This is a genomic window from Arsenophonus endosymbiont of Aleurodicus floccissimus, assembly GCF_900343025.1.
In the GTDB taxonomy this organism is placed as follows: Bacteria; Pseudomonadota; Gammaproteobacteria; order Enterobacterales; family Enterobacteriaceae; genus Arsenophonus.
This window is the reverse complement of the sequence record NZ_OUND01000004.1, coordinates 54,145-73,336: the sequence shown is the minus strand read 5'-3', so window position 1 is coordinate 73,336 and position 19,192 is coordinate 54,145. Positions and strand designations below refer to the sequence as shown.

At 34.1% G+C, this 19,192-nt stretch carries 13 protein-coding genes and 9 pseudogenes; 6 read left to right on the top strand and 16 right to left on the bottom strand.

Annotated elements, in window-relative coordinates:
- Nucleotides 1–166: 166 nt before the first annotated feature.
- From ARADI_RS21790 to nikA, 14 genes and pseudogenes are all read right to left on the bottom strand, one after another.
- Nucleotides 167–226: pseudogene (locus ARADI_RS21790) on the bottom strand (hypothetical protein); the annotation flags it as partial.
- 594 nt (nt 227–820) lie between these two features.
- Nucleotides 821–1,099 (bottom strand): annotated as a pseudogene (locus ARADI_RS12535) (tyrosine-type recombinase/integrase); the annotation flags it as partial.
- A 313-nt stretch (nt 1,100–1,412) separates the two neighbouring features.
- A complete protein-coding gene (locus ARADI_RS21785) occupies nt 1,413–1,592 on the bottom strand; it encodes an OspG family effector kinase (RefSeq protein ID WP_439647127.1) in 180 nt (59 codons plus the stop codon).
- Between the two features lie 80 nt (nt 1,593–1,672).
- A complete protein-coding gene (locus ARADI_RS12530) occupies nt 1,673–1,885 on the bottom strand; it encodes a hypothetical protein (protein ID WP_119712263.1) in 213 nt (70 codons plus the stop codon).
- Nucleotides 1,886–4,152: 2,267 nt separating this feature from the next.
- Nucleotides 4,153–5,385 (bottom strand): annotated as a pseudogene (locus tag ARADI_RS12525) (MFS transporter).
- A 170-nt stretch (nt 5,386–5,555) separates the two neighbouring features.
- Nucleotides 5,556–5,849, bottom strand: a complete 294-nt coding sequence (locus ARADI_RS18580; RefSeq protein ID WP_238149442.1) for a type II toxin-antitoxin system YafO family toxin — start codon at nt 5,847–5,849, stop codon at nt 5,556–5,558.
- Between the two features lie 1,657 nt (nt 5,850–7,506).
- The gene (locus ARADI_RS12515; protein WP_182853244.1) at nt 7,507–7,674 is read right to left on the bottom strand and encodes a hypothetical protein; all 168 of its coding nucleotides are present in this window, start codon (nt 7,672–7,674) and stop codon (nt 7,507–7,509) included.
- Between the two features lie 266 nt (nt 7,675–7,940).
- Nucleotides 7,941–8,141: a hypothetical protein gene (locus ARADI_RS12510; protein ID WP_119712262.1), complete on the bottom strand. Its 201-nt coding sequence runs from the start codon at nt 8,139–8,141 to the stop codon at nt 7,941–7,943.
- 641 nt (nt 8,142–8,782) lie between these two features.
- Nucleotides 8,783–9,422, bottom strand: a pseudogene (locus tag ARADI_RS12505) (DUF421 domain-containing protein).
- A 199-nt stretch (nt 9,423–9,621) separates the two neighbouring features.
- A pseudogene (gene nikE, locus ARADI_RS12500) lies at nt 9,622–10,403 on the bottom strand (nickel import ATP-binding protein NikE).
- 6 nt (nt 10,404–10,409) lie between these two features.
- Nucleotides 10,410–11,177 (bottom strand): annotated as a pseudogene (locus tag ARADI_RS12495) (nickel import ATP-binding protein NikD).
- A pseudogene (gene nikC / locus ARADI_RS12490) lies at nt 11,177–12,012 on the bottom strand (nickel ABC transporter permease subunit NikC). Before nikC ends, ARADI_RS12495 begins: the two co-directional pseudogenes overlap by 1 nt.
- Nucleotides 12,009–12,952 (bottom strand): annotated as a pseudogene (gene nikB / locus ARADI_RS12485) (nickel ABC transporter permease subunit NikB). Before nikB ends, nikC begins: the two co-directional pseudogenes overlap by 4 nt.
- A pseudogene (gene nikA / locus ARADI_RS12480) lies at nt 12,952–14,526 on the bottom strand (nickel ABC transporter substrate-binding protein). Before nikA ends, nikB begins: the two co-directional pseudogenes overlap by 1 nt.
- Nucleotides 14,527–14,880: 354 nt before the next feature.
- Between nikA and ARADI_RS12475 the strand changes: the two are divergent.
- From ARADI_RS12475 to ARADI_RS12450, 6 genes are all read left to right on the top strand, one after another.
- Entirely contained in the window at nt 14,881–15,687 is an 807-nt protein-coding gene (locus ARADI_RS12475) for a TonB-dependent receptor plug domain-containing protein (protein WP_119712261.1), read from the top strand.
- Nucleotides 15,659–16,006, top strand: coding sequence for a hypothetical protein (locus tag ARADI_RS18575; RefSeq protein ID WP_147392412.1), 348 nt, complete (start codon nt 15,659–15,661; stop codon nt 16,004–16,006). Before ARADI_RS12475 ends, ARADI_RS18575 begins: the two co-directional genes overlap by 29 nt.
- A gap of 92 nt (nt 16,007–16,098) precedes the next feature.
- A complete protein-coding gene (locus ARADI_RS12465) occupies nt 16,099–16,698 on the top strand; it encodes a TonB-dependent receptor (protein WP_255420722.1) in 600 nt (199 codons plus the stop codon).
- Nucleotides 16,635–16,949: a TonB-dependent receptor gene (locus tag ARADI_RS12460; RefSeq protein ID WP_119712258.1), complete on the top strand. Its 315-nt coding sequence runs from the start codon at nt 16,635–16,637 to the stop codon at nt 16,947–16,949. Before ARADI_RS12465 ends, ARADI_RS12460 begins: the two co-directional genes overlap by 64 nt.
- An 18-nt stretch (nt 16,950–16,967) precedes the next feature.
- Nucleotides 16,968–17,345, top strand: a complete 378-nt coding sequence (locus ARADI_RS12455) for a hypothetical protein (protein ID WP_119712257.1) — start codon at nt 16,968–16,970, stop codon at nt 17,343–17,345.
- An 18-nt stretch (nt 17,346–17,363) separates the two neighbouring features.
- On the top strand, nt 17,364–17,663 hold the full coding sequence (locus tag ARADI_RS12450) for a hypothetical protein (protein ID WP_119712256.1): 300 nt from the start codon (nt 17,364–17,366) through the stop codon (nt 17,661–17,663).
- A 363-nt stretch (nt 17,664–18,026) separates the two neighbouring features.
- On the opposite strand, the gene ARADI_RS12445 is transcribed toward ARADI_RS12450, so the two are convergent.
- Entirely contained in the window at nt 18,027–18,404 is a 378-nt protein-coding gene (locus ARADI_RS12445; protein WP_119712255.1) for a hypothetical protein, read from the bottom strand.
- 557 nt (nt 18,405–18,961) lie between these two features.
- Complete coding sequence (locus ARADI_RS12440) at nt 18,962–19,168, bottom strand: hypothetical protein (protein WP_119712254.1); 207 nt, start codon at nt 19,166–19,168, stop codon at nt 18,962–18,964.
- Nucleotides 19,169–19,192: the final 24 nt, after the last annotated feature.

Here is a 19,192-nt window from a genome sequence, read left to right as displayed (position 1 = left end):
CTTTATCTGCACCGTGTTGAGAAGGTACTACTGTGACGGGGTTGCTTGTTATTCCGTACAGTATTTTTCCTCCCAGCTTAGCCGGATCATTATCAGAAAATAACCTAAAATTAAAAACGGCATGTAGATTAGCACGAACCTTATTTGCGCCAGCTAATGCTCCTCTTTCAATAAATTCAGATAATACTTTTTTAATATGTTCTGGTGTAATGTCACGCGCAGGTATATCACCGTTGATATGTTGACTGTTGAGTACTTGTTTTAGCCGATTATCGGTTTTCGCATAAGAACGTTTTCCCCGTAGTCGTTGATCTGTGATATAGTTTTTAAACTGGCATAAGGGCTTATGATTGGTTGACCTTGTTGTAGCTTTTTAGCTTCTTCTTTACATCGTAAGCTCGCATCAGACAAGCATAAAGCTGAATAGTCGCCTAAGTAATGAAAGAGGCTTTACCGTTAATGAAATATCGGTATATGAATGTTTTACGTCCCGATGGGTATACTTTTACAACAAGGCGGCCAGTTCCTCTAGAGGAGGATGCTTGCCAAGCATAGTAAGCCGATTGTTTGGGTTTCAAGCCTCGAATTTTAGTATCTGTGAGTAGTGAGCTAGCCATGATTTTGAGGTCAAGTTATGATGCAATGATATGCAACCCGATGAAACATTGCAATGCAATAAAACCATTTAAAAACAACTTGATGCTTGTATTTGAAACAGAATGAAATAGGGTGAAAAAGCGTGGTCGTGGCCTTCTAAGCCGTAGGTCACAGGTTCGAATCCTATAGGGTGTACCAGTTATTTCAATGTGTTACATCAAATTTAACTTTTCAGTTTTTTTAAGTGGGACAAATTTAAGACACGATTTTTGAATTTATTGAAAACATCGTCGATTTGTTTTGCATGTTCAGTAAGATGATTAGGCGCCAGGTGATCGTACCTACGTACCATCTCGATAGATTCCCAACCTCCCATCTCTTGTAATACTGAAAGCAGAACACCTGACTGAATTAACCAGCTAGCCCAAGTGTGTCTCAGATCATGAAATCGAAAGTTTTCTATACCGGCTCGGTTTAGTGCGGCTCTCCAGGCAGTATTAGAATAATCAACTGCAAAAATATTTTTCAGTTGGCTATTTGCACAGAATGGAAAAAAGCTAATAAAAAGTTTGATTAAATCTATTGGTAGAGGTCCAGGGATGTAACGCCTAGTTTTGAGGGGATGTCAATGGTTTGGTTTTATTGTTGTTGGCGGTGGTTTTACACTTTAATATGAGAGTTGATTATTTTAATTTTTGCTAAATTAGTCTGTAAGTTTAATAATATGTTTAAGCGCTCAATCATACATCATTTCTATTTTATCATTTAGTGAATCTTTGGTGTCATTATCTACAGAGTAGTACTCTGTATATTTGTTAGTAAAATCTATTGGTTTCTTTATTATATAGAATATTATTACAGTGTAAATCATCATGCATTATCTCTTTATCGCCTAAATCACAGATCATATGTCGAAAACGTTCCTGTGCACTCAGCGGAAATATTTTATCTTTAATGCTAGTGATTGTTACTTCAGGTACTTTATATATTCTAATATAAAATATATCACATTTTCTATTAGCGCGGTAGCTCCTTCTCCGTAATATTTATTAAAACAGTTTACTTCTTCTCTGGCTCAGAATTCTGTTCTATGTCTATCAATTAAATTATATAGTTTTTTTAATATGAAATTTTTATTATTATCATCAAAATATGTTTTTCCGTGAAGTCCTTCTCCGATTAGTTCTCCTAGTTTTATATTTTTATTTTCTATATCATTTTCTTTTTGTAATGCGGCAGATATGCTGAACTGATTATGATTAAAAACACTCAATATTTCTTTTGGCATATATTCACTATTTATATAATTATGTTATTTTAATGAGGATTAATCATAACAAATGTTTTTTATGAAATAAGTTTATTTTATTAACTAACATTATTGCAATTAATATATAAACATGATTTCTATGTAAATTTTTATAATCACACAATTAAATTTAATAGTGGCTGCTAATTGCAGTATGTGATGCCAAATATTTAAGCGATATCGATAGTTAAAGTATTAAAATATTTTATTAGTTATTACTTAGGTATTGATAATTTTTTATTATCAACAAAAGATTTGTTTTGAGTATTTTATTTTCTCTATACTTAAATAGGTTTATATGCTGTTAAAGCAAGTTTTAAATTAATTTATAAAAATTAAGATAAATATTTTAATATAATAATATCATGAAAACGGTGTCTAGAATATATTTAACAGTTACTTATAGTTAAGTTGAAATTTTGGATTTTAGTTGTATATTATTTTTTGTGATTAATAAATATATGCTTTTACAAAGCGGAAATATACTGATTGGTTTATATTTTTACAATAAAAAACGGAAAGATATTAAATTAGTCCTCTTCTATACTTTTGTATTTTCCTAAAGAATGAAGACAATCTATATAAAGCAGAGCTATTTAAATTCTTTGATAACTTCTTGTTTCTGCTTTTACCAGAAAACGCCGCAAATCCTTGTTATTTATCTTGGAGAGAATGTTATAGTATAATAAAAACCAATTTTAGTTGTTCAGTAAACAGAACATAGATACAGTAATACTGTATCTATGTATCAAATTTTTAATCAAAATTAATTTATTTTAAATTATGAAGAATGTGATTTTAACATCAGAGAAATAGTAGAAATTTAATCATGAGTTTATCTATTGGAAATGGTTTTTTATAAGAGAAAAGATAACTATTTGAGATGTTAAAGAAATACAAAAAAATAATTCATCTATTCAATTAACATTATGGGAAAAAATAAAATATTTATTTTTTTCTACGGGAAAAGAAAAAGCTTATTCTTGTGTAGCAAAATTAAATAACTCTTTAGCATAATTAAATTCTGAAGAAGCAACAAAATATTTTTTGACATTAAAATATTTAGCTTCTGATGGACATAAAAATCACTTTCTAGAATACGGCCACTATAATAATTTTTGTGAAAAAATAAAAATTTTTGAGTTAAAAGACGATAGCTGGAATACTTTAATAAAATTTTCATATTCAAGTAATGGAGGTTTTTTTTATATCAATTTTTAGATATAAAAATAACTAACTTATAGATTCCAACGCTATTTCTGGCTAAAAACAATATGACTTAATCATGCCGCTAAATCTAATTGATTATAGCGGCAATTTTTTATTAACTATTTAAGCAATAGAACGGCGCAGAGGTTTATAGATAAAAAATAATTGCCTAATACTACAGAAAATTAGAAGAGGTCTATTTTTGTTACTGAGGTCTTGCGGCAGAATCCGAGCGCTAAATCCATTTTGCATGGTATATGTGTATAACACAAACCGGATATTCTTTTTGGTATAACATAAATTGCCTGTCGCTTTATATTTTTAGGTTTGTTTAGTCTGACTTGTTATTATTTGATAAAGAAAGTTAAGTTCTCCCAAAGGAAGAAACAGTGAATATTTTAAATAATAATTTGATAACTCATCCTATCATCATTAAATAAAACATATTTAAACTTAATCACGGAATACTTTTTTTTTACTGTTAAAATTTAAAATCACTGCGTATTAGGTAAATTGTCGTTGATTGTGTTTGTAGCAATACAGTTATCAGGGTCGTCAAAATGTATAAAATATTTGGTGCTTGATTTTTTATTTATATCTCTAGTTATATTACCATTTTCAGATAATGATAAATAACTAAAGGATAAAAAAACGTAACAATAAGAATTTTGTTTAATGATTGCATAACTTACGCTCTATAGGCAAATAAAAATTATTAAATAAATAATACGCAACTTATATAGTAACTCAATAGCATTAGTATAAAGGCAATAAAATTCTATCTAGATGTGGGTATTATATTTTTTATATAACTTTTCACACTACCAGTGTGAAAAACTATTTGGTAGTTAACCAATAAAATTTTTCTTAATACTAAATATAAAATAAAGGGTAAATCTCATATTATTCGGCATCCACTCTGCCTATCGTAAAAGAGGTGGCGCTAAGATAAAAGTGCTGGCGGGAATGGTTGGATGTAAAAGTTACATTAGCCACAGCTGGGAGCCGTGGCTGTTCGGATGATAAGAAAGAAATTGTCAAAGTTGTTTAATCATGGATGCTTCTTCTTTTCGGGGGAATTTGTAAGTAAAAAAAGTCGCTAAAAGCAGCCAGCATAAGCCGTAAAATAAATTTAGCAGATTAAAAGCACCTTCATCTCTCCATAGATAAACTATTTTGGTAAGCTCTATGCCTAAAATAAATATTACTATGTTAATGATGCCCATAGCGGCAGAAACAGTGCCTCTGCTTACATCACTGGAAAATAAGATTAATCGGATTAAATCGGCGTTCGTCATACCAAGCCCGAATGCGTATACAGCTAGACCCGCAGTTATTCATAGGTAAGCGCCTGATGAGGAAAATATTGAACTGGTAGCTATTATCAGACCAATGATTATCAGCTTACCTCCAAATTTAATTAACTGAACTAAAGTTTTTTTCCAATTAGACGGCTTAATGTTAGGTTATCAATAATTAATCCACCGAAAACTGGTATTTGTAATAAGCCAGAGATCAGCATTGAGAGTTGTTGTTCACTTATGATAATAACAGGGGAGAGTGCTATCCAAGCTAGTAGCGGTACGGCGGCAAATCCTATTGCAAGTGCGCCGCTGATAAAATGCTAATTCTTCAGTACTTGTTTATAATCACGCCATAAATGGGGAAAAGATAATGTTTCCCCTTTTTGCGTTACGGTTTCTGGCATGAAGAAGAATAAGCCGACGAATGCGATCAAAGCTAAAATAGCAAAAATAATAAATATGCCTTGCCAGGGAAGGATATTGATTAAGGTAGCGCCGGCCAATGGCCCCAGTAATGATGCTATTAAAGCCACATTGGCCATTAGTGCAATAATTTTGACGCAGACGGTTTCGTTGGAAGCCTCTTGAATAGTTGCATAGCCGACTGAACCGATAAAGCACAGCCCAATGCCTTGTAAGAATCGCATGGCAATGAATTGCTCAATATTCGAAACGAGCAAAATGGCTAAACAGCTAATAATAAAGAACAAGACGCCAATAAGCATAATTGGACGTCGACCACGTCTGTCTGATAATGGGCCAAACAAACCATTGTAAGAAGACGCCCCCGGCCAGAAATGCTGTCATGGAGGTGGGGATCCATTTTACGCCAGCATTGAAATTTGCTATCACTTCTAACATGGTGGGTTGGATCATATCGTTAGCGATGTACACGCTAAATTCAAATAACGTTAAACTTAACGGAAAGAATATACGTTCTGACTTTGACAAAGAGGATGTGCGCATGAATTTATTCTTATTAAAATAGGTAACCGTATAGCCCGCTTTGAGTATTGATATAATAGTCAATAACGGATAGGTGTTATTTTATTTCAATTAGTATAACAAAATCCAGGCTATTTTATCGCACAGTAGATTAAGGTAAGCATAGAATTTTGGTGTTCTTATACACTATATCAGATATTTTGTAGCCAAAATTTTTTAGCGATAGCGACCCATTTTAGGATTTGGCTGTTATTTTCTATTAGGGTATGCGCTTTGTTATACACTAAATCAATAATATAAAAGTGATGAGCCCCAATTTTATCAATAAAGTAGGAATAAACAATGAACGAGTCACTTGTGCTATTCCATGGAACTAGTTTGCCATCGTCATCTTCCCAGATACAGTTCTCCTGCCACAAATGAGTATGATGGTAGCTATTCATGTCTGGCAAAGCTTGGTCTTTCCATTGGTTTATCTCTGTCAATAGTTTCAACAAACATAAGATGGGTGTTCTAGCTAGATATGGTATGGAGGTATAGGAATATCACCGAATGCCATATATTTTTGTTTATATTCTTTGAATTCGGTAATAAACGATTCTGCTATAATTCCTAAATTAACAACGAGGTTTGATAGAATTTTCTGTACATGAAAGCTACGAGTTATTTTTATTGCCATCAATCCTTATCTCACTTTTTCCATTTCCTTTGCTGCTATTTAAAAGGCATCAGACATAGCCTTTTTATATTCAGCAGAACGCCTAATAGTTTTACGAACTTTTTTATCTTTTTCCTATTCTTGTGATATAGTCTACCTCGATTTGTTATCTCACGCTTCACTCTATTCAAGTTTTGCTTGTTAACCTTTAGCCTGATTCTATCGTTAACAAGTAGATTTTTAAATAACTATTTATTACATTTTGAACGTTATTTGCTCATTATTACTATAGTTATATTTTAGAGCGCTTTTTATACAAAAAATTCCTTTTAGATATAACTATTACTCTCTTAGTTATAGATTAGAGCATATTTTAGCTAAAAATATCTCTATAGTTATAATCCATTATTACTTAAGTTATCATACTGAAAACAACCTTATTTGTAAAAATAACAAGATTTGCTTTTGCTTATAAATAGATATAAAAGCACCACTTGGGTGCTTTAACCCATAATGCAGTATTTGTTTAGTTCTTTAACGATATATTTAAAATGCCCCTTGATTTTGACAGCACTTTTTAGTTTCTGACGGATAGTATTTTTCATTGTGTTAAGTCCAATCAAAATAGCGCTGACATAATGGTTACTGTTTGGTGTTCTCCATGTTTTTATTCCTAATATTTAGTTAAATGTGATATTTAATATCGATTATATCAGATAGTTTACCTGTATATTTTGATTAATTCCTTGGCTCAACTAGAGCATTGTTATGTAATTGGTTGTTTTTTATTATTTAAAATAAAATTATTTATTATTCACTTTTAGATTACCACATATTACATTTTTATTAACATTAAAGTAATTAATGGAATGGTTGTTATTTGAACATTAAAGCTTATATTCATTATTTTTAATAATTTTGCGTTGTATTATAATTACATAAATTATTGTCGAATTTGTTGTTTTCCCTGTTGTTTTAGCCAGCCTAAATGCTGGCTTTTAGTTTTAAGAAAAAGTGATGCCTAAATTAATTGCAGTGTTATTATCGGCTTATGGGCATAATATTTCAGTGCTAAAGTGAAAAAATAATTAGCTTATAGATTGATATCGAGTGAACTGTGTCAACGAATTTAGTTAATTAACAAAAGACATTGCCAATCAAATAGTATTAATTTATTGATAAATATTATCAATAATAGCTTCAAGGCAAGAGTGTCAGTATTTAAACGAGCAGTATTTAAACGATATTAATAAGATGGATGTTGTTGACACTTAGTTGCTAAATAAATTTTTCACTATCGGTCATTTCTTTCGACAAAACATTAATTTGATAGAGCTAAATGCCACCTTAAAGGTGGCAATAAGAACAAACCATATGCTTAATCACATTTTCGCTGTTTGTTTTTTTAATCTATTTGTTTTATTTTACTGAGACTTTCGGCTAGCATGCCAGGATCAGCAATTTTTGAGACTAGCGCAAGATAATCAATCCCCATTTTCAGCATATGCTGCACCATTAAAATCTTGTTCATAGATTAGCTGTTCGTTAGTAATACTATTCCATAAATATCCGGCAACCCAGGTACAGTTGTTAATTGGGGTATAGGCGCCATTAGCAGGATTTTTTACCTCCATCCCCATTAACTTGGCCATTAGATAACTTTTTCTATTTAAACTGGGAATAATAGTTTGCTCTAATTTATCAGGACAATGGTCTGGATTTGTTAAGCGTATGCAACGCTGAATATAAAATTTACGTTCAGGGCTATCATTAATTTCTTCTTAGTCTGCGTTTTTAACAAATCCGAGATTTCCATGATACGCGTAGCTAGTATAATCTCCTTTTTTATCACTATTGAAAATAATTATCCACGCGTGGCCTAAATCTCCACTACTAAATATTGTCGCTAATGCTTCCATTACCACTTTAGCGCGTTTTTCTTTTTCATCAATAGGGTATTTGTCGCTGCGTCTAATATTTTTATGACTTCATTTAAATTTATTCGTTCTGCTGTGCGATTTGTGCGTATGCATAATTGCGGGTAGCCAATGGTCGGATCGCCAATTGGTGCATATTTGTTTGGTGTTACACTCATAATAGGAATAACTAAATTAAACATAATCAAACATCTCCTTTTTTATAATAAAGATTTATTTAATAAATCCTCTTATTAATATAAATATATCTATTGCTGTTTAATTTTTATATGTGCAAATATTTAATATAAATAATGATGTGAAATCTATTTGCTAGATATATTTAACAGAGAGAGTGATATATGTATAATAAAATAATTTAAAAAATTATATTCTATTTTTTATTTACTGGTTTACTAAATAAAATTTATCAGGTTTTTTTGTATAAGTTCATCAATTGTAATTAATAGAGAAAAACATAATTTTTTCTTTTAATATATATTGTTTCAAGGTTAAATAATTAAATTTATTGTTACTTAGGTTATTTTAACTATAGATTTTGATGAAACAAAACTTTTCATTTAATTTTGTTTACTGTTTTTTATTAACATGATTATGATAAATCTAAGTTTTAAATTATAATACAAATTGTAATTAATGAAAGTATTAACAATAGCTACGTGTTTTGTAACTATTTTTTAGCTAGCTAAATTGTTAATCAGAAAGATTTTAATCAGTCTATTAATTAAAAAATATTTGCCGACCTCTGAGTGATTGGATCTTTGCAACATATTGATTAGAAAGTTAAAAGTTGAATCTGGTTGCTTATTATAGTGTTAATAAATTATTTTAAATCTTTTTTAAGCAAGTCAGCAGGTAGTTTTTTAATATCACCATTTTTTAATATAAATAGTAAATTACCTTGCCAAAATTCAGCAATAAATACATTTTTTTCTTGTATTTTGATCTTTTTCAATTTCAATAAGGCCCGTTTTTCTTATTTCAGCATCTTTCATTAAGATCACTGATGGCATTTTTGCTCCCTCGCAAACAGCGGTCATCTGTCCATCTGGTTCAACTTACGCATAAACAACTTCTTGAAAAGAATGTATTCCTTTTGATCTCAGCTGTGAGGAGATTTTTAAAATATCTATTTTATTTTTGTTTTGCAGAATATTTTTCATTAAAAATTTGCCGTGTTTAATAATTGGAATTGGATCACCAATGGTGACAGAACGAATACAGTGGATATGCTTACTAATAAAATTCAATAAGGAAACCAATGAGACACCGATAAGCAAAACAATAATATATTGATATAGTGGAATGGAATCTGTGTAAATTACTCCACCAATTATACCTCCTAGAACAAAATTGCTTATAAAATCAATCGGCGTCATTTGCGATAGTTGATTTTTTCTTGAAAGGTTTAAATAGGTAATAACAATGATAAATTTGATAAGAACCCATCCATAATAAGCCATATTTCCCCCTTAAAGGTTAACTAAATGTAAAATATTATTATTTAAAAATATGCTAATTTTTGTCAAAGTCTATTATTAAATAAATTAGCTTGTTGTTTATCAGTAAGGGGAATAAATAAAAAAGTTGGAAAATAAAAGAATGTTTTTTAATAAATCATCGCTGATTTACAAAACTTTATCTGGACAGGATGCGATTAAATTAGAAAAATAGTTCTGCGCTGCAATTGTCATAACGTACAGGAAATGCTGGCAAAACGGCATTCTGTAGCGCCTGACCGGTCTTAGAATGTAAGGTTAACGGTGCTTTTACTTTCGAAGTTTCAACAATTTGACCATTTTCCATTATCATAATCTGTTGACAGAGACGCTCAACTAACCGTAAGTCATGTGTAATGAATAAACAGGTAGTGTGAAATTGTTGTTGAAGGTTTTTAAGTAATTGGATGATTTCAGCTTGGAGTACCAGATCGAGATTAGAAACTGCCTCATCAAGGATCAGCAATTTGGGCTCCACAGCCATAGCACGTGCCAGGCATACACGTTGTAACTGACCACCGCTTAGTTGAGGTGGACGTTGATTGAGTAGAAAACTATCTAATTCAACAGCATTTAGCATTTTAGTTATGCGTGCATGCTGTTCCTCTTTAGTTAGCGGTAAAAGGTGACGAATAGGTTCACGAATAATTTCCTCTATGGTTTTACGTGGGTTAACGGCAGTTATCGGATCTTGAAATACGATCTGAACATCTTTACGAAATTGTCTAATTGCTTTTCCTTTCAGTTTGGTTAGAGAAGTTCCGCACCAGAGGATCTGGCCACAACTAGGCGAGATAAGACCCAACAATAAACGTGCTAGCGTACTTTTTCACAACCACTGCGACCCAATAAAGCAACGTTTTCTCCGGCCTTTAGTGTTAGCGTTATTTGGTTTAAAAGCGGGGGGTTGATCGGGATAGCCAAAAGTGACTCTATCAATATCAAGCAATGTCATACAGAGAACTTCAGATCATATAATGATGCCAGATGCGTGGCTACTAAATTATGCGTAATTTGGTGTTTAGGTGTGTTAAAGATGGTGTTAACGTTGCTATATTCGACAATTTTACCATCGTGCATCACAGCGACGTCATCAGCCAAACGCGCCACTACTCCCATATCATGGGTGACTAATAACATACCAACCGCCCGAGTTTGAATAGTGTTTTCTAGTAGATCAAGAATATGTGTTTGGGCAACCGTATCAAGATCAGTCGTTGGTTCATCAGTAATGATAAATGGTGCATCACTGAGTATCGCTATTGCTATCATCATGCGTTGTAACATCCCGTCACTCATTTCAAAAGGATAAAGCGAAAGTATACGGCTAGCATTTTCTAATCCAACTGACTATAATGTTATGTTAATCCTCTCGATATCGACAGGTTTGCCAAGTGCCCGGCAGGTTTCTTGAATATGGCTAGCCATTGTATTAAGCAGATTAAAAGCACTGCGTGGATTTTGCATGATGGTTGCGATGTGGCTACCACGTAATTGTTGAGCGGAGATAATATCTCTATCTAGTAGTAAGCTTCCGACGGTCTGATTTATGCCCGCAGGTAATATTCCGAGCATGGCGGCGCATGTTAATGACTTGCTACAGCCGCTGCTATCAACTAATGCTAACACTTTGCCTTTATTAATGGTGAGTGATACATCTTGAACCAGCAATCGTTGTGCTTTTAGTGTTATATTTTGTAGCTCAATTTTCTGTGACATTAGCCGTTACGCTCCGCTAGCAGATAAGGATCGAGGTGATCGCGTAGGGCATCGCCAAGTAGATTAAAAGCCATCACCGTTAGAAATAGGGCTAAAAAACCCGGCCACAACATTTGTAGAGGTTGAGTCCAGATATATTGGCGAGCATCATTGATCATAACTCCCCATTCCGTAGTTGGGGCAGTAACATCCAGTCCAAGAAAAGACATGCCTGCCACATGTAGCATCATATGACCAAGATCTAAGCTTGCCAAAACCAACAACGATGGAATAATTGCACCGGCTAGGTAATCAATGAATAAACGGCTGTTGCTGGCGCCATACATCCTTGCTATTAGAATAAATTTGCGTTGACGCAGAGAATAACAATGTTTCGCACCATACGTGCATACCAAGCCCAATGTGATAAAGCGATAGCAATAATTACGTTTGTTAGCCCTGTTCCTAAAACGCCGACTATAAAAAATGATAAAATTAAAGTAGGAAACGTCATAAAAAGCTCAGTGGTACGCATCAGGATTTGATCTATTTTGCCACCTAATAACCCAGCGCTGCCAACAATGATCAATCCTAATGACAGTATCAAAATAAGACAGAGTATGACGGAGCCTAGTGAAACACTTGTAGCCGCTAATAAACGAGAGAAAATATCGCCGCCTAAATGGTCGGTACCAAGCCAGTGTTGCTGATTTGGTGGTAGTAGTCGCTGTGTTAACTCGATTGCTTGTGGATCGTAAGGTAGCCACCAGTGGCTGGTAAGGGCTGTTATAACCAGTAATACAATAATGATGATCGCTAAGCGGACAGACCAACGAGTTGAAAGGTAAAAATTCATGCATTTCCTCTTTCATGACGTTGGATCCTTGGGTCAAGAATGGCATTAAGGAGATCAACCAGCAGATTGCATAACACATAAACTACAACCATCATTAAGGTAAAACATTGGATCACCGGATAATCTCGATTAAAAATTGCTGATACGGCATAGCGACCTATACCAGGCCAGGCAAATATGCGTTCAATAATCAGGGTACCACTGATGAGCTCACCAATGTGCATTCCAAATGCGGTTACAATAGGTAATGATGCATTACGTAAAATATGTCGTCTTTCAGTTTGTTGCTTATTTAGTCCTCTTAACCTTGCCCAGCTAACATGTCGTTGTCCTGCAACTTCTAACATACTGGCACGTTGCAATCTTGCATTAATGGCTAGTGATATAAAAGCAATAGAAAATGCCGGCAAGATAATATGTTGCCAGCTACCATAACCAAAAGCAGGTAGCCATTTTAGCCACACTGAAAATAACATGATTAATAGAAAGGCTAGCCAGAAATTTGGCATTGAAACGCCTAAAAATGCGATAATACGTACGATAAAATCAAGTAAACGATTACGGTCACGTACCGCCCAGATACCTAAGGGTATCGAGGTAAATAAAATAATCAGTAATGCTGCTGCAGCGAGTTGTAATGTTGCTGGCATAAATTATAAAAGATCATTTAGTATAGGACGTTGAGTTGCATATGAAATGCTAAAGTCTAGATGCAGAGCTTGCCATAACCATGTTTCATACTGCACAGTGAGCGGTTGATCAAGACCAAGGATTATTCGTGTTGATGCCAACATTCTGGCGTAGGCGGCAGATTTGACAGCCGCAAATAGTCCATGGCTAAGTCACCGGTGCCATAACGCAGTAGGGCGAAAACAATCACTGAAGCAGCTAATAGCAACGGTATCAGTAGTAAAATACGCCGTAAAATATAACGTAACATTATGATTTCTCCGGCTTGATTTGCTCAAATGCAATTTCTGTCGATACAGGTGAAAACGGAATATAACCTAATTGTGGACGAGAGATGGACATCAGTGATATATAACTAATTGGCAGATAAACAGCTGAATGATGTAATCGAGTCAATAAATCGGCATATAGCATTTTACGCTGTTGTTCATCTGTTGTTGTCAGGATCTGGGTGATTTCACTATCAATTATCTTTTTGTCGGGCAAACTTAATTGAGCTTGATAATCTGCATGGGAAGGAACCCGCATCGAACTCATAAAAGCGTAGGGATCGTAAGGAGCACCCCAGGTGCGATTAAAAATCATGCTAAAACGGCCATCGTGTTGACGGGCATAAAAGCTGCTTTCTTCTTCGCCTATTAGTCTTGTGTCTACCCCAAGTTGCCGTAAGTTAGCCTGAATAACTTCAGCCATTGTTTTATTGAGGGTGTCGGTTGCAATAAAAGCAAGTTCAATTGTTAGCGGCTTACCTTCCTTTTCGCGGATTGTTTTACCTACCGGTAATATCCAGCCAGCACTATCCAATATTGCTTTAGCTTTCTGCGGATCATAATCTCTGGTCGTGAGTTTGATATTCGCATAAGGTACCGATGGGGCAAACAGGGTATTGGCTACTTTTTGGGTAGAATAAAATGTATTGGCGCTCAGCTTTTTTTATTAATAGCATGATTAAGTGCTTCCGGCACCGCTAACTCTTTAGTTGGTGTTCGCGCGGAGTTTAGAGCTAGCATCACCGTTTCAATCGGCGCAGAAAGCTGGGTATGGTACTTTAGATTATGGCTAAATCGTGCAAAAGTCTCGGGTGGTAATAGCCCTTCATTACCATATAGTAATTCGATATCGCCAGCTTCAAATGCGACGGCGCGACTAGTTGGATCGTGGATCACTTTGATGGTTATTTTTTCTAGAGCCGGTTTTATGCCCCAGTATCGATCATTACGTAGCAGAATATCATATTGATTAAGTTTTGATGTCTGTAACTTTCATGGCCCAGCCCCAATTGGCGCTATGATACCATCCATAGTTTCATGTTTTTTAAACTGCGAAGGTGCGATAAAACGGAAAGGACGAGGTAAAGATAGCTCCTGCAGGAAAGGGTAATAAGCGCTTTTCAGCGTAATTTGTAACTCAGTGTTACTTAACGCTTTAACATTGGTTATCTGGTTAGTTAATTCTAGCCAAGCATGACGTTGGCGGTTATTGAGAATAGCCCGAAAATTTTTTTCAGCTGCCTGCGCGTTAAAAGGTTCACCGTTAGAAAATTTGACGTCATCGCGTAAGGTAAAAATCCACACTCTACCATCTGAGGAATGCTGCCAACTTTTTGCAAGCCAAGGTTTTACTTGCCCATTAGCTTGATATTCAATCAAGGGTTCATAAATCATACTTTGGGCAAACATCTGGTTTGGGGTGTAGATATGTGGGTTAAGTGGTCCTATATTAACTGACCAGGCAATATTTAATTCTTTATTGGAAGCCGCATAAGATGTATAGCGAAGTACAACTAAGCAAGATAATTAAAGTGCGGCGTACGATAGACAAAATTTTTTCCTCAGTGGGTAAATCGTTAATGAAGGTATGCAGATTTTAATAATTCGTCATACTTCTGGATTGAGCTGGATCAAAGTGGGCGACTAATCGGCGTGGTTAAAACTTGGAATTGGTAGTGATGTTCGTACTTATAATATGATATATGGTATGTCTAACAAGTTCTTATATAAAATTCTATAGATATTGAATAACAAATTAATATCACCAGTAGCTTAATTGAAACCTTCCTAAAATAGTTATCAATAATTTCATTTGTTATAAAAGAACTATTTTTTCACCAAAAATAATATTATAACTTAACATTTAAGTGGGATTAAATAGCACTCGTTTATAGGAAATGTAAACAAAATGAAAAAAATTTTATTGTCCAGTTTGGCGACAGCAATTGGGATGGCTATTTCATCTGATGCTATGGCAGATGAAAAACTAAGTACGGAAAAAATTAACAAGGATGTTATTGTTGTAAAAACAAATCCATTAAATCATTCTTCATTATTGATGACAACGCCAACTAAAATTTTGTCAGGGGAGGAATTAACGCAGCAGAGTAAAGCTTCTATTGCCGAAACATTAGAGGAAATACCTGGTATTAGTGGTAGCCATGTTGGTGCTGGAGCAATAAAATCGATTATTCATGGTATGTCAGGCGCACGCGTTAAAGTACTGAATGATGGCATTGATGTACTCGATGCTTCGATTGCTGGACCTGATCATGCTATTACCAGCGAACCTCTATTAGCTAATCGAATTGAAGTTTTAAAAGGGCCGGCAACATTACTTTATGGCGGTGGTGCGATTGGTGGTGTTATTAATGTGCTAGATGCTCGGATCCCGACTTCATTACCAGGTAAAGGTTATGCAGGGCAGATCAATCTACGGGCGAATAGTGTCGCTAATAAAAATACCGGAGCTGTCGGGTTAACATTAGGTAAAGAGAATTTTGCGTTACGATTGGAAGGATTAAAACGTCATACTCAAGATTATCGTATGCCAAAGCTAACCGGTGAACTAGATTCTTATCGTTTGCAGGGTTCCTATAATCGAACTAATAATTTTAATATTGGTGCCAGTTGGATTATGGAAAAGGGCTATATTGGCTTGGCCTACGGTATTCAACATAACGAATATGATTTACCGGGACATAGACTGCCATGAACATAGCTCTTCAGGCAATTGGCATTGTGAGAAATATGATCATACGCATTATCATGGACATTCTCATGGGCACTCTCATACACACAATCATAGCCATGGTGTTCCTTTTGTGAATATGAAACAGCAACGTTGGGAAATTCGTGGCGAATATCAGGATCCATTTAGTGGTTTTGAACGTATCCGACTATGTGCAGCACATACGGATTATACTCATGATGAGATTGAAGGTCGAACAGTTGAAACGATATTTGATAATAAACCAACAGAGGGACGGTTAGAATTAACCCATGCACCTATTTCGGGTTGGCGTGGGGGGTAATGGGTGGAGGGTTTACTCAGCGCAATTTCTCAGCTGAAGGTTTAGAAACGTACGTTTCTGCTACTTTAACGCGAAATTAGGCACTTTTTTTAATTGAGGAATTTGAAGCCGGCCCGTTGCGTTATGAATTAGGCGTTCGTCATGAGTGGCAAAAAATTGATGTAACAAAAGGCAGTCGTTCTCGCCAACATGGTGGGACTTCCGGATCGGCAGGTGTAACATGGACATTAGCACCTGAGTATGCATTGACAGCTTCATTATCCCATTCTAAACGTTTACCTATTGCTGAAGAACTTTATGCGAATGGGATCCATGCAGCAACAAGGACGATTGAAACCGGTAATGAGCATCTTAAGGCTGAATCAGCAACCAATATTGATATTGGTTTTACCAAATTTGCTGGTGATTTCCAATTTGGCCTAAATACTTACTATAACTATATTGATGGATATATTTATGGCAAAGATACAAGTTATTCACCAGGCGCCGGTTATCGCCATCTACACTATGTTCAGCAAGATGCCGTTTTTAATGCGGTGAAGCTGAAGCATCATATCAACTTACTGATAATACCAAGTTTACGGTACAAGGTGATATTGTTAAAGCCAAGCTTCGTAGTGGAGGCTATTTGCCGCGTATTCCGGCTTATCGTGTTTCGGCTACCATTGAACATCAATGGTTTGAATCTTTAACTGGACGATTACGATTTACTCATGTTGGTAGTCAACATAAAGCAGCGCAATATGAAACACCAACAGCCGGTTATAATCGAGTTGATGTTGGTTTGACCTGGCAAAATCATTTAAATGATTTGGATTATATGTTGTATGGGCGCATTGAGAATCTATTTAATGGCGTAGCACGGGATCATACCTCGTATATTAAAAATGAAATGTATTTGCCTGGTCGTAATTTTGTCATCGAGGCAAGTTTATCTTTCTAAATTTCAGGGGGAATTGGTTTGGTATCAACACTATTTAGTCATATTGAAATGATCCAAGGCAATAACCCTTGGGGCAAAGTATTAGATGCGGGTACAAGCATTAATTCACTAAGCTGGATAAGCCAGCTTAATAGTGAAAGTTGGACCGCAGTAACTTATACAATTAATATGAAAGTTGATATTCAGCAAATTATTTCAGCTAAGCAAAGATCTCAGGATCGTCTTTTATTAGGTAATTGGGCTGATAGTGATTTTATGATTAATGAGCGATTTGATACCGTTATTGCTGACTATTTATTAGGTGCGGTAGACGGTTTTATGCCTTCTTACTGGCAAATACCTTTATTGTACCGTTTAAAATCATTAACCCTTAATCGGTTTATTTTACTGGCTTAGAGCCTTACGTGCCTTACAATGCAAGTTGTCGAGTGGGGCATCTTTGTAGTAAGTATTAGCCGTTTACGTGACGTGTGTTTATTACTTGCTGGTGAACGTCCATATCGCGAATATCCAGCCGATTGGGTTATCTATCATTTACAACAAATGGGATTTGAAATAGTAGATCTAAAACATTATCCAATTAATTACGGTCACAATTGGTTGATAGGTCAAATGGAAATGTGTCGCCAGCGGATCAGTAGGCTCGTTGATCGACAATTATCGATGACTATACTTGAGCATATTAATCAATTAGAACAACAGGCACTGGTATGAATTGCTTAACTAGGAAGCTTAAAACATGGGGCAGATTATGTGATTTCCGCTAAATTAGCGAAATAAAATTTTATTGGCATAATATATTAATAAATGAAAACTGGACTGGAGACTGTTTATATTAACAAAATGGCGATAATTTAATATTGAATTTTATTGTAAAAATACTTATGACCTGTTCTCCCTGTCCATATTGAGCAAATAAAATAGATAACATTAACCAGGATTAAAATATTGCCATTTACTAGCTGTTGCCATAAACATCAATTTTATTTTGTCTGTTTATCGCGTCCTATAAAGTACCGTAATAGATTACAGTACTTTATCCGATTTATCTTATTTTGGTTTAGATTTAAGTGTAAATTAGCCACATGTTTCGGGTGAAAAATCTTTATGTCCTCTACCTTCATAGCATTTAATTAATACATCTTGAGGTTTTTCTAAGATCCATTTGTCATCTTTAAGGATAAAAGTAAAAATGGTTTTGATTGCTTCGACAGAATCATCTAAAAGGCCAGACTCTCCAATGCTCACTTCCACTGAATCAGGAGATTCAACATGATTGGTACGTTGAGTAATAACAACATTACTAACATCAGGTTGTAAACTATTTCCCATCATTTTAATTACTAATGGGATTGGTTTATTTTCATTATCTGACATAGTTGTTTCTGTTTGCTTATCACAAGCAGCTAATAATAAACAAGAAGAAAGAGCGATCGTTAATTTTAATCTATTCATTTTTAACCTTTATTTTTTGTGAAATTCACTATCGATTATAAATTAAATAGCAATATTTATCATAGTATATTAATCTGAAATTTTGTTACTTATATAGTGTTTTCTAAATTATTTGGTTATTGATAGTTAGGACTAAAGAATATTTGTTATTTATGATAATATTAATCCTATTTTTTAATTAATAAGAATAGATACAATCTCATCTGAAAGAGGATATTGAGATATCTATAACACAGTTCTCACTAACAATCTATAGAATTTTCGAGTTACTTGGTTATTAGTGACGTTTTTATCATTTACAAATATAAAAACTGATTATTAATGATTAAGGTGTAATAATCGGAAATCAATAAAACATTGTAGAATAACTTTATAAGATATTGGAATAACATCTAGCAGTTAGAGTAATATTTATACAATATAAATTTTTTAATAAACTATGTTATTCTCAAATTTTATTAATGTTACTTAAAATCTAATTTTTGGATGATTAGCAAATAATCGTAATTATTAAAACAGAGATAATATACTTTTTCTTATTGAAGAGTCATCTGTAATTAGTTAGATAAATGTGGAACATTATTTGTGATTTCGAGGGTAGTATCGAGGATATCTGTGATTATTTTTTCAATAGCAGAGTTTAAACCTATATTAGTAATTATATTTGTATCTTTTGTATTTTCATTTGATATATCAGTTATGGCATGGGCAAAATTAATGCTAAAAATAGAGATCATAGCTAAAGTTTTTAATAATCCTATCATAAAATTATCCTCAAATGATAATTA

What these genes read in the sequence shown, in the direction of transcription:
- ARADI_RS18575 (WP_147392412.1), top strand. Translation starts at nt 15,659, where the DNA reads ATGATTTACCGGGACATAGACTGCCATGAACATAGCTCTTCAGGCAAT.
- ARADI_RS12510 (WP_119712262.1), bottom strand. Translation starts at nt 8,141, where the DNA reads ATGTTTAATTTAGTTATTCCTATTATGAGTGTAACACCAAACAAATAT.
- ARADI_RS12445 (WP_119712255.1), bottom strand. Translation starts at nt 18,404, where the DNA reads ATGAATAGATTAAAATTAACGATCGCTCTTTCTTCTTGTTTATTATTA.
- ARADI_RS12515 (WP_182853244.1), bottom strand. Translation starts at nt 7,674, where the DNA reads ATGGCCAAGTTAATGGGGATGGAGGTAAAAAATCCTGCTAATGGCGCC.
- ARADI_RS12530 (WP_119712263.1), bottom strand. Translation starts at nt 1,885, where the DNA reads ATGCCAAAAGAAATATTGAGTGTTTTTAATCATAATCAGTTCAGCATA.
- ARADI_RS12475 (WP_119712261.1), top strand. Translation starts at nt 14,881, where the DNA reads ATGAAAAAAATTTTATTGTCCAGTTTGGCGACAGCAATTGGGATGGCT.
- ARADI_RS12450 (WP_119712256.1), top strand. Translation starts at nt 17,364, where the DNA reads ATGCAAGTTGTCGAGTGGGGCATCTTTGTAGTAAGTATTAGCCGTTTA.
- ARADI_RS12440 (WP_119712254.1), bottom strand. Translation starts at nt 19,168, where the DNA reads ATGATAGGATTATTAAAAACTTTAGCTATGATCTCTATTTTTAGCATT.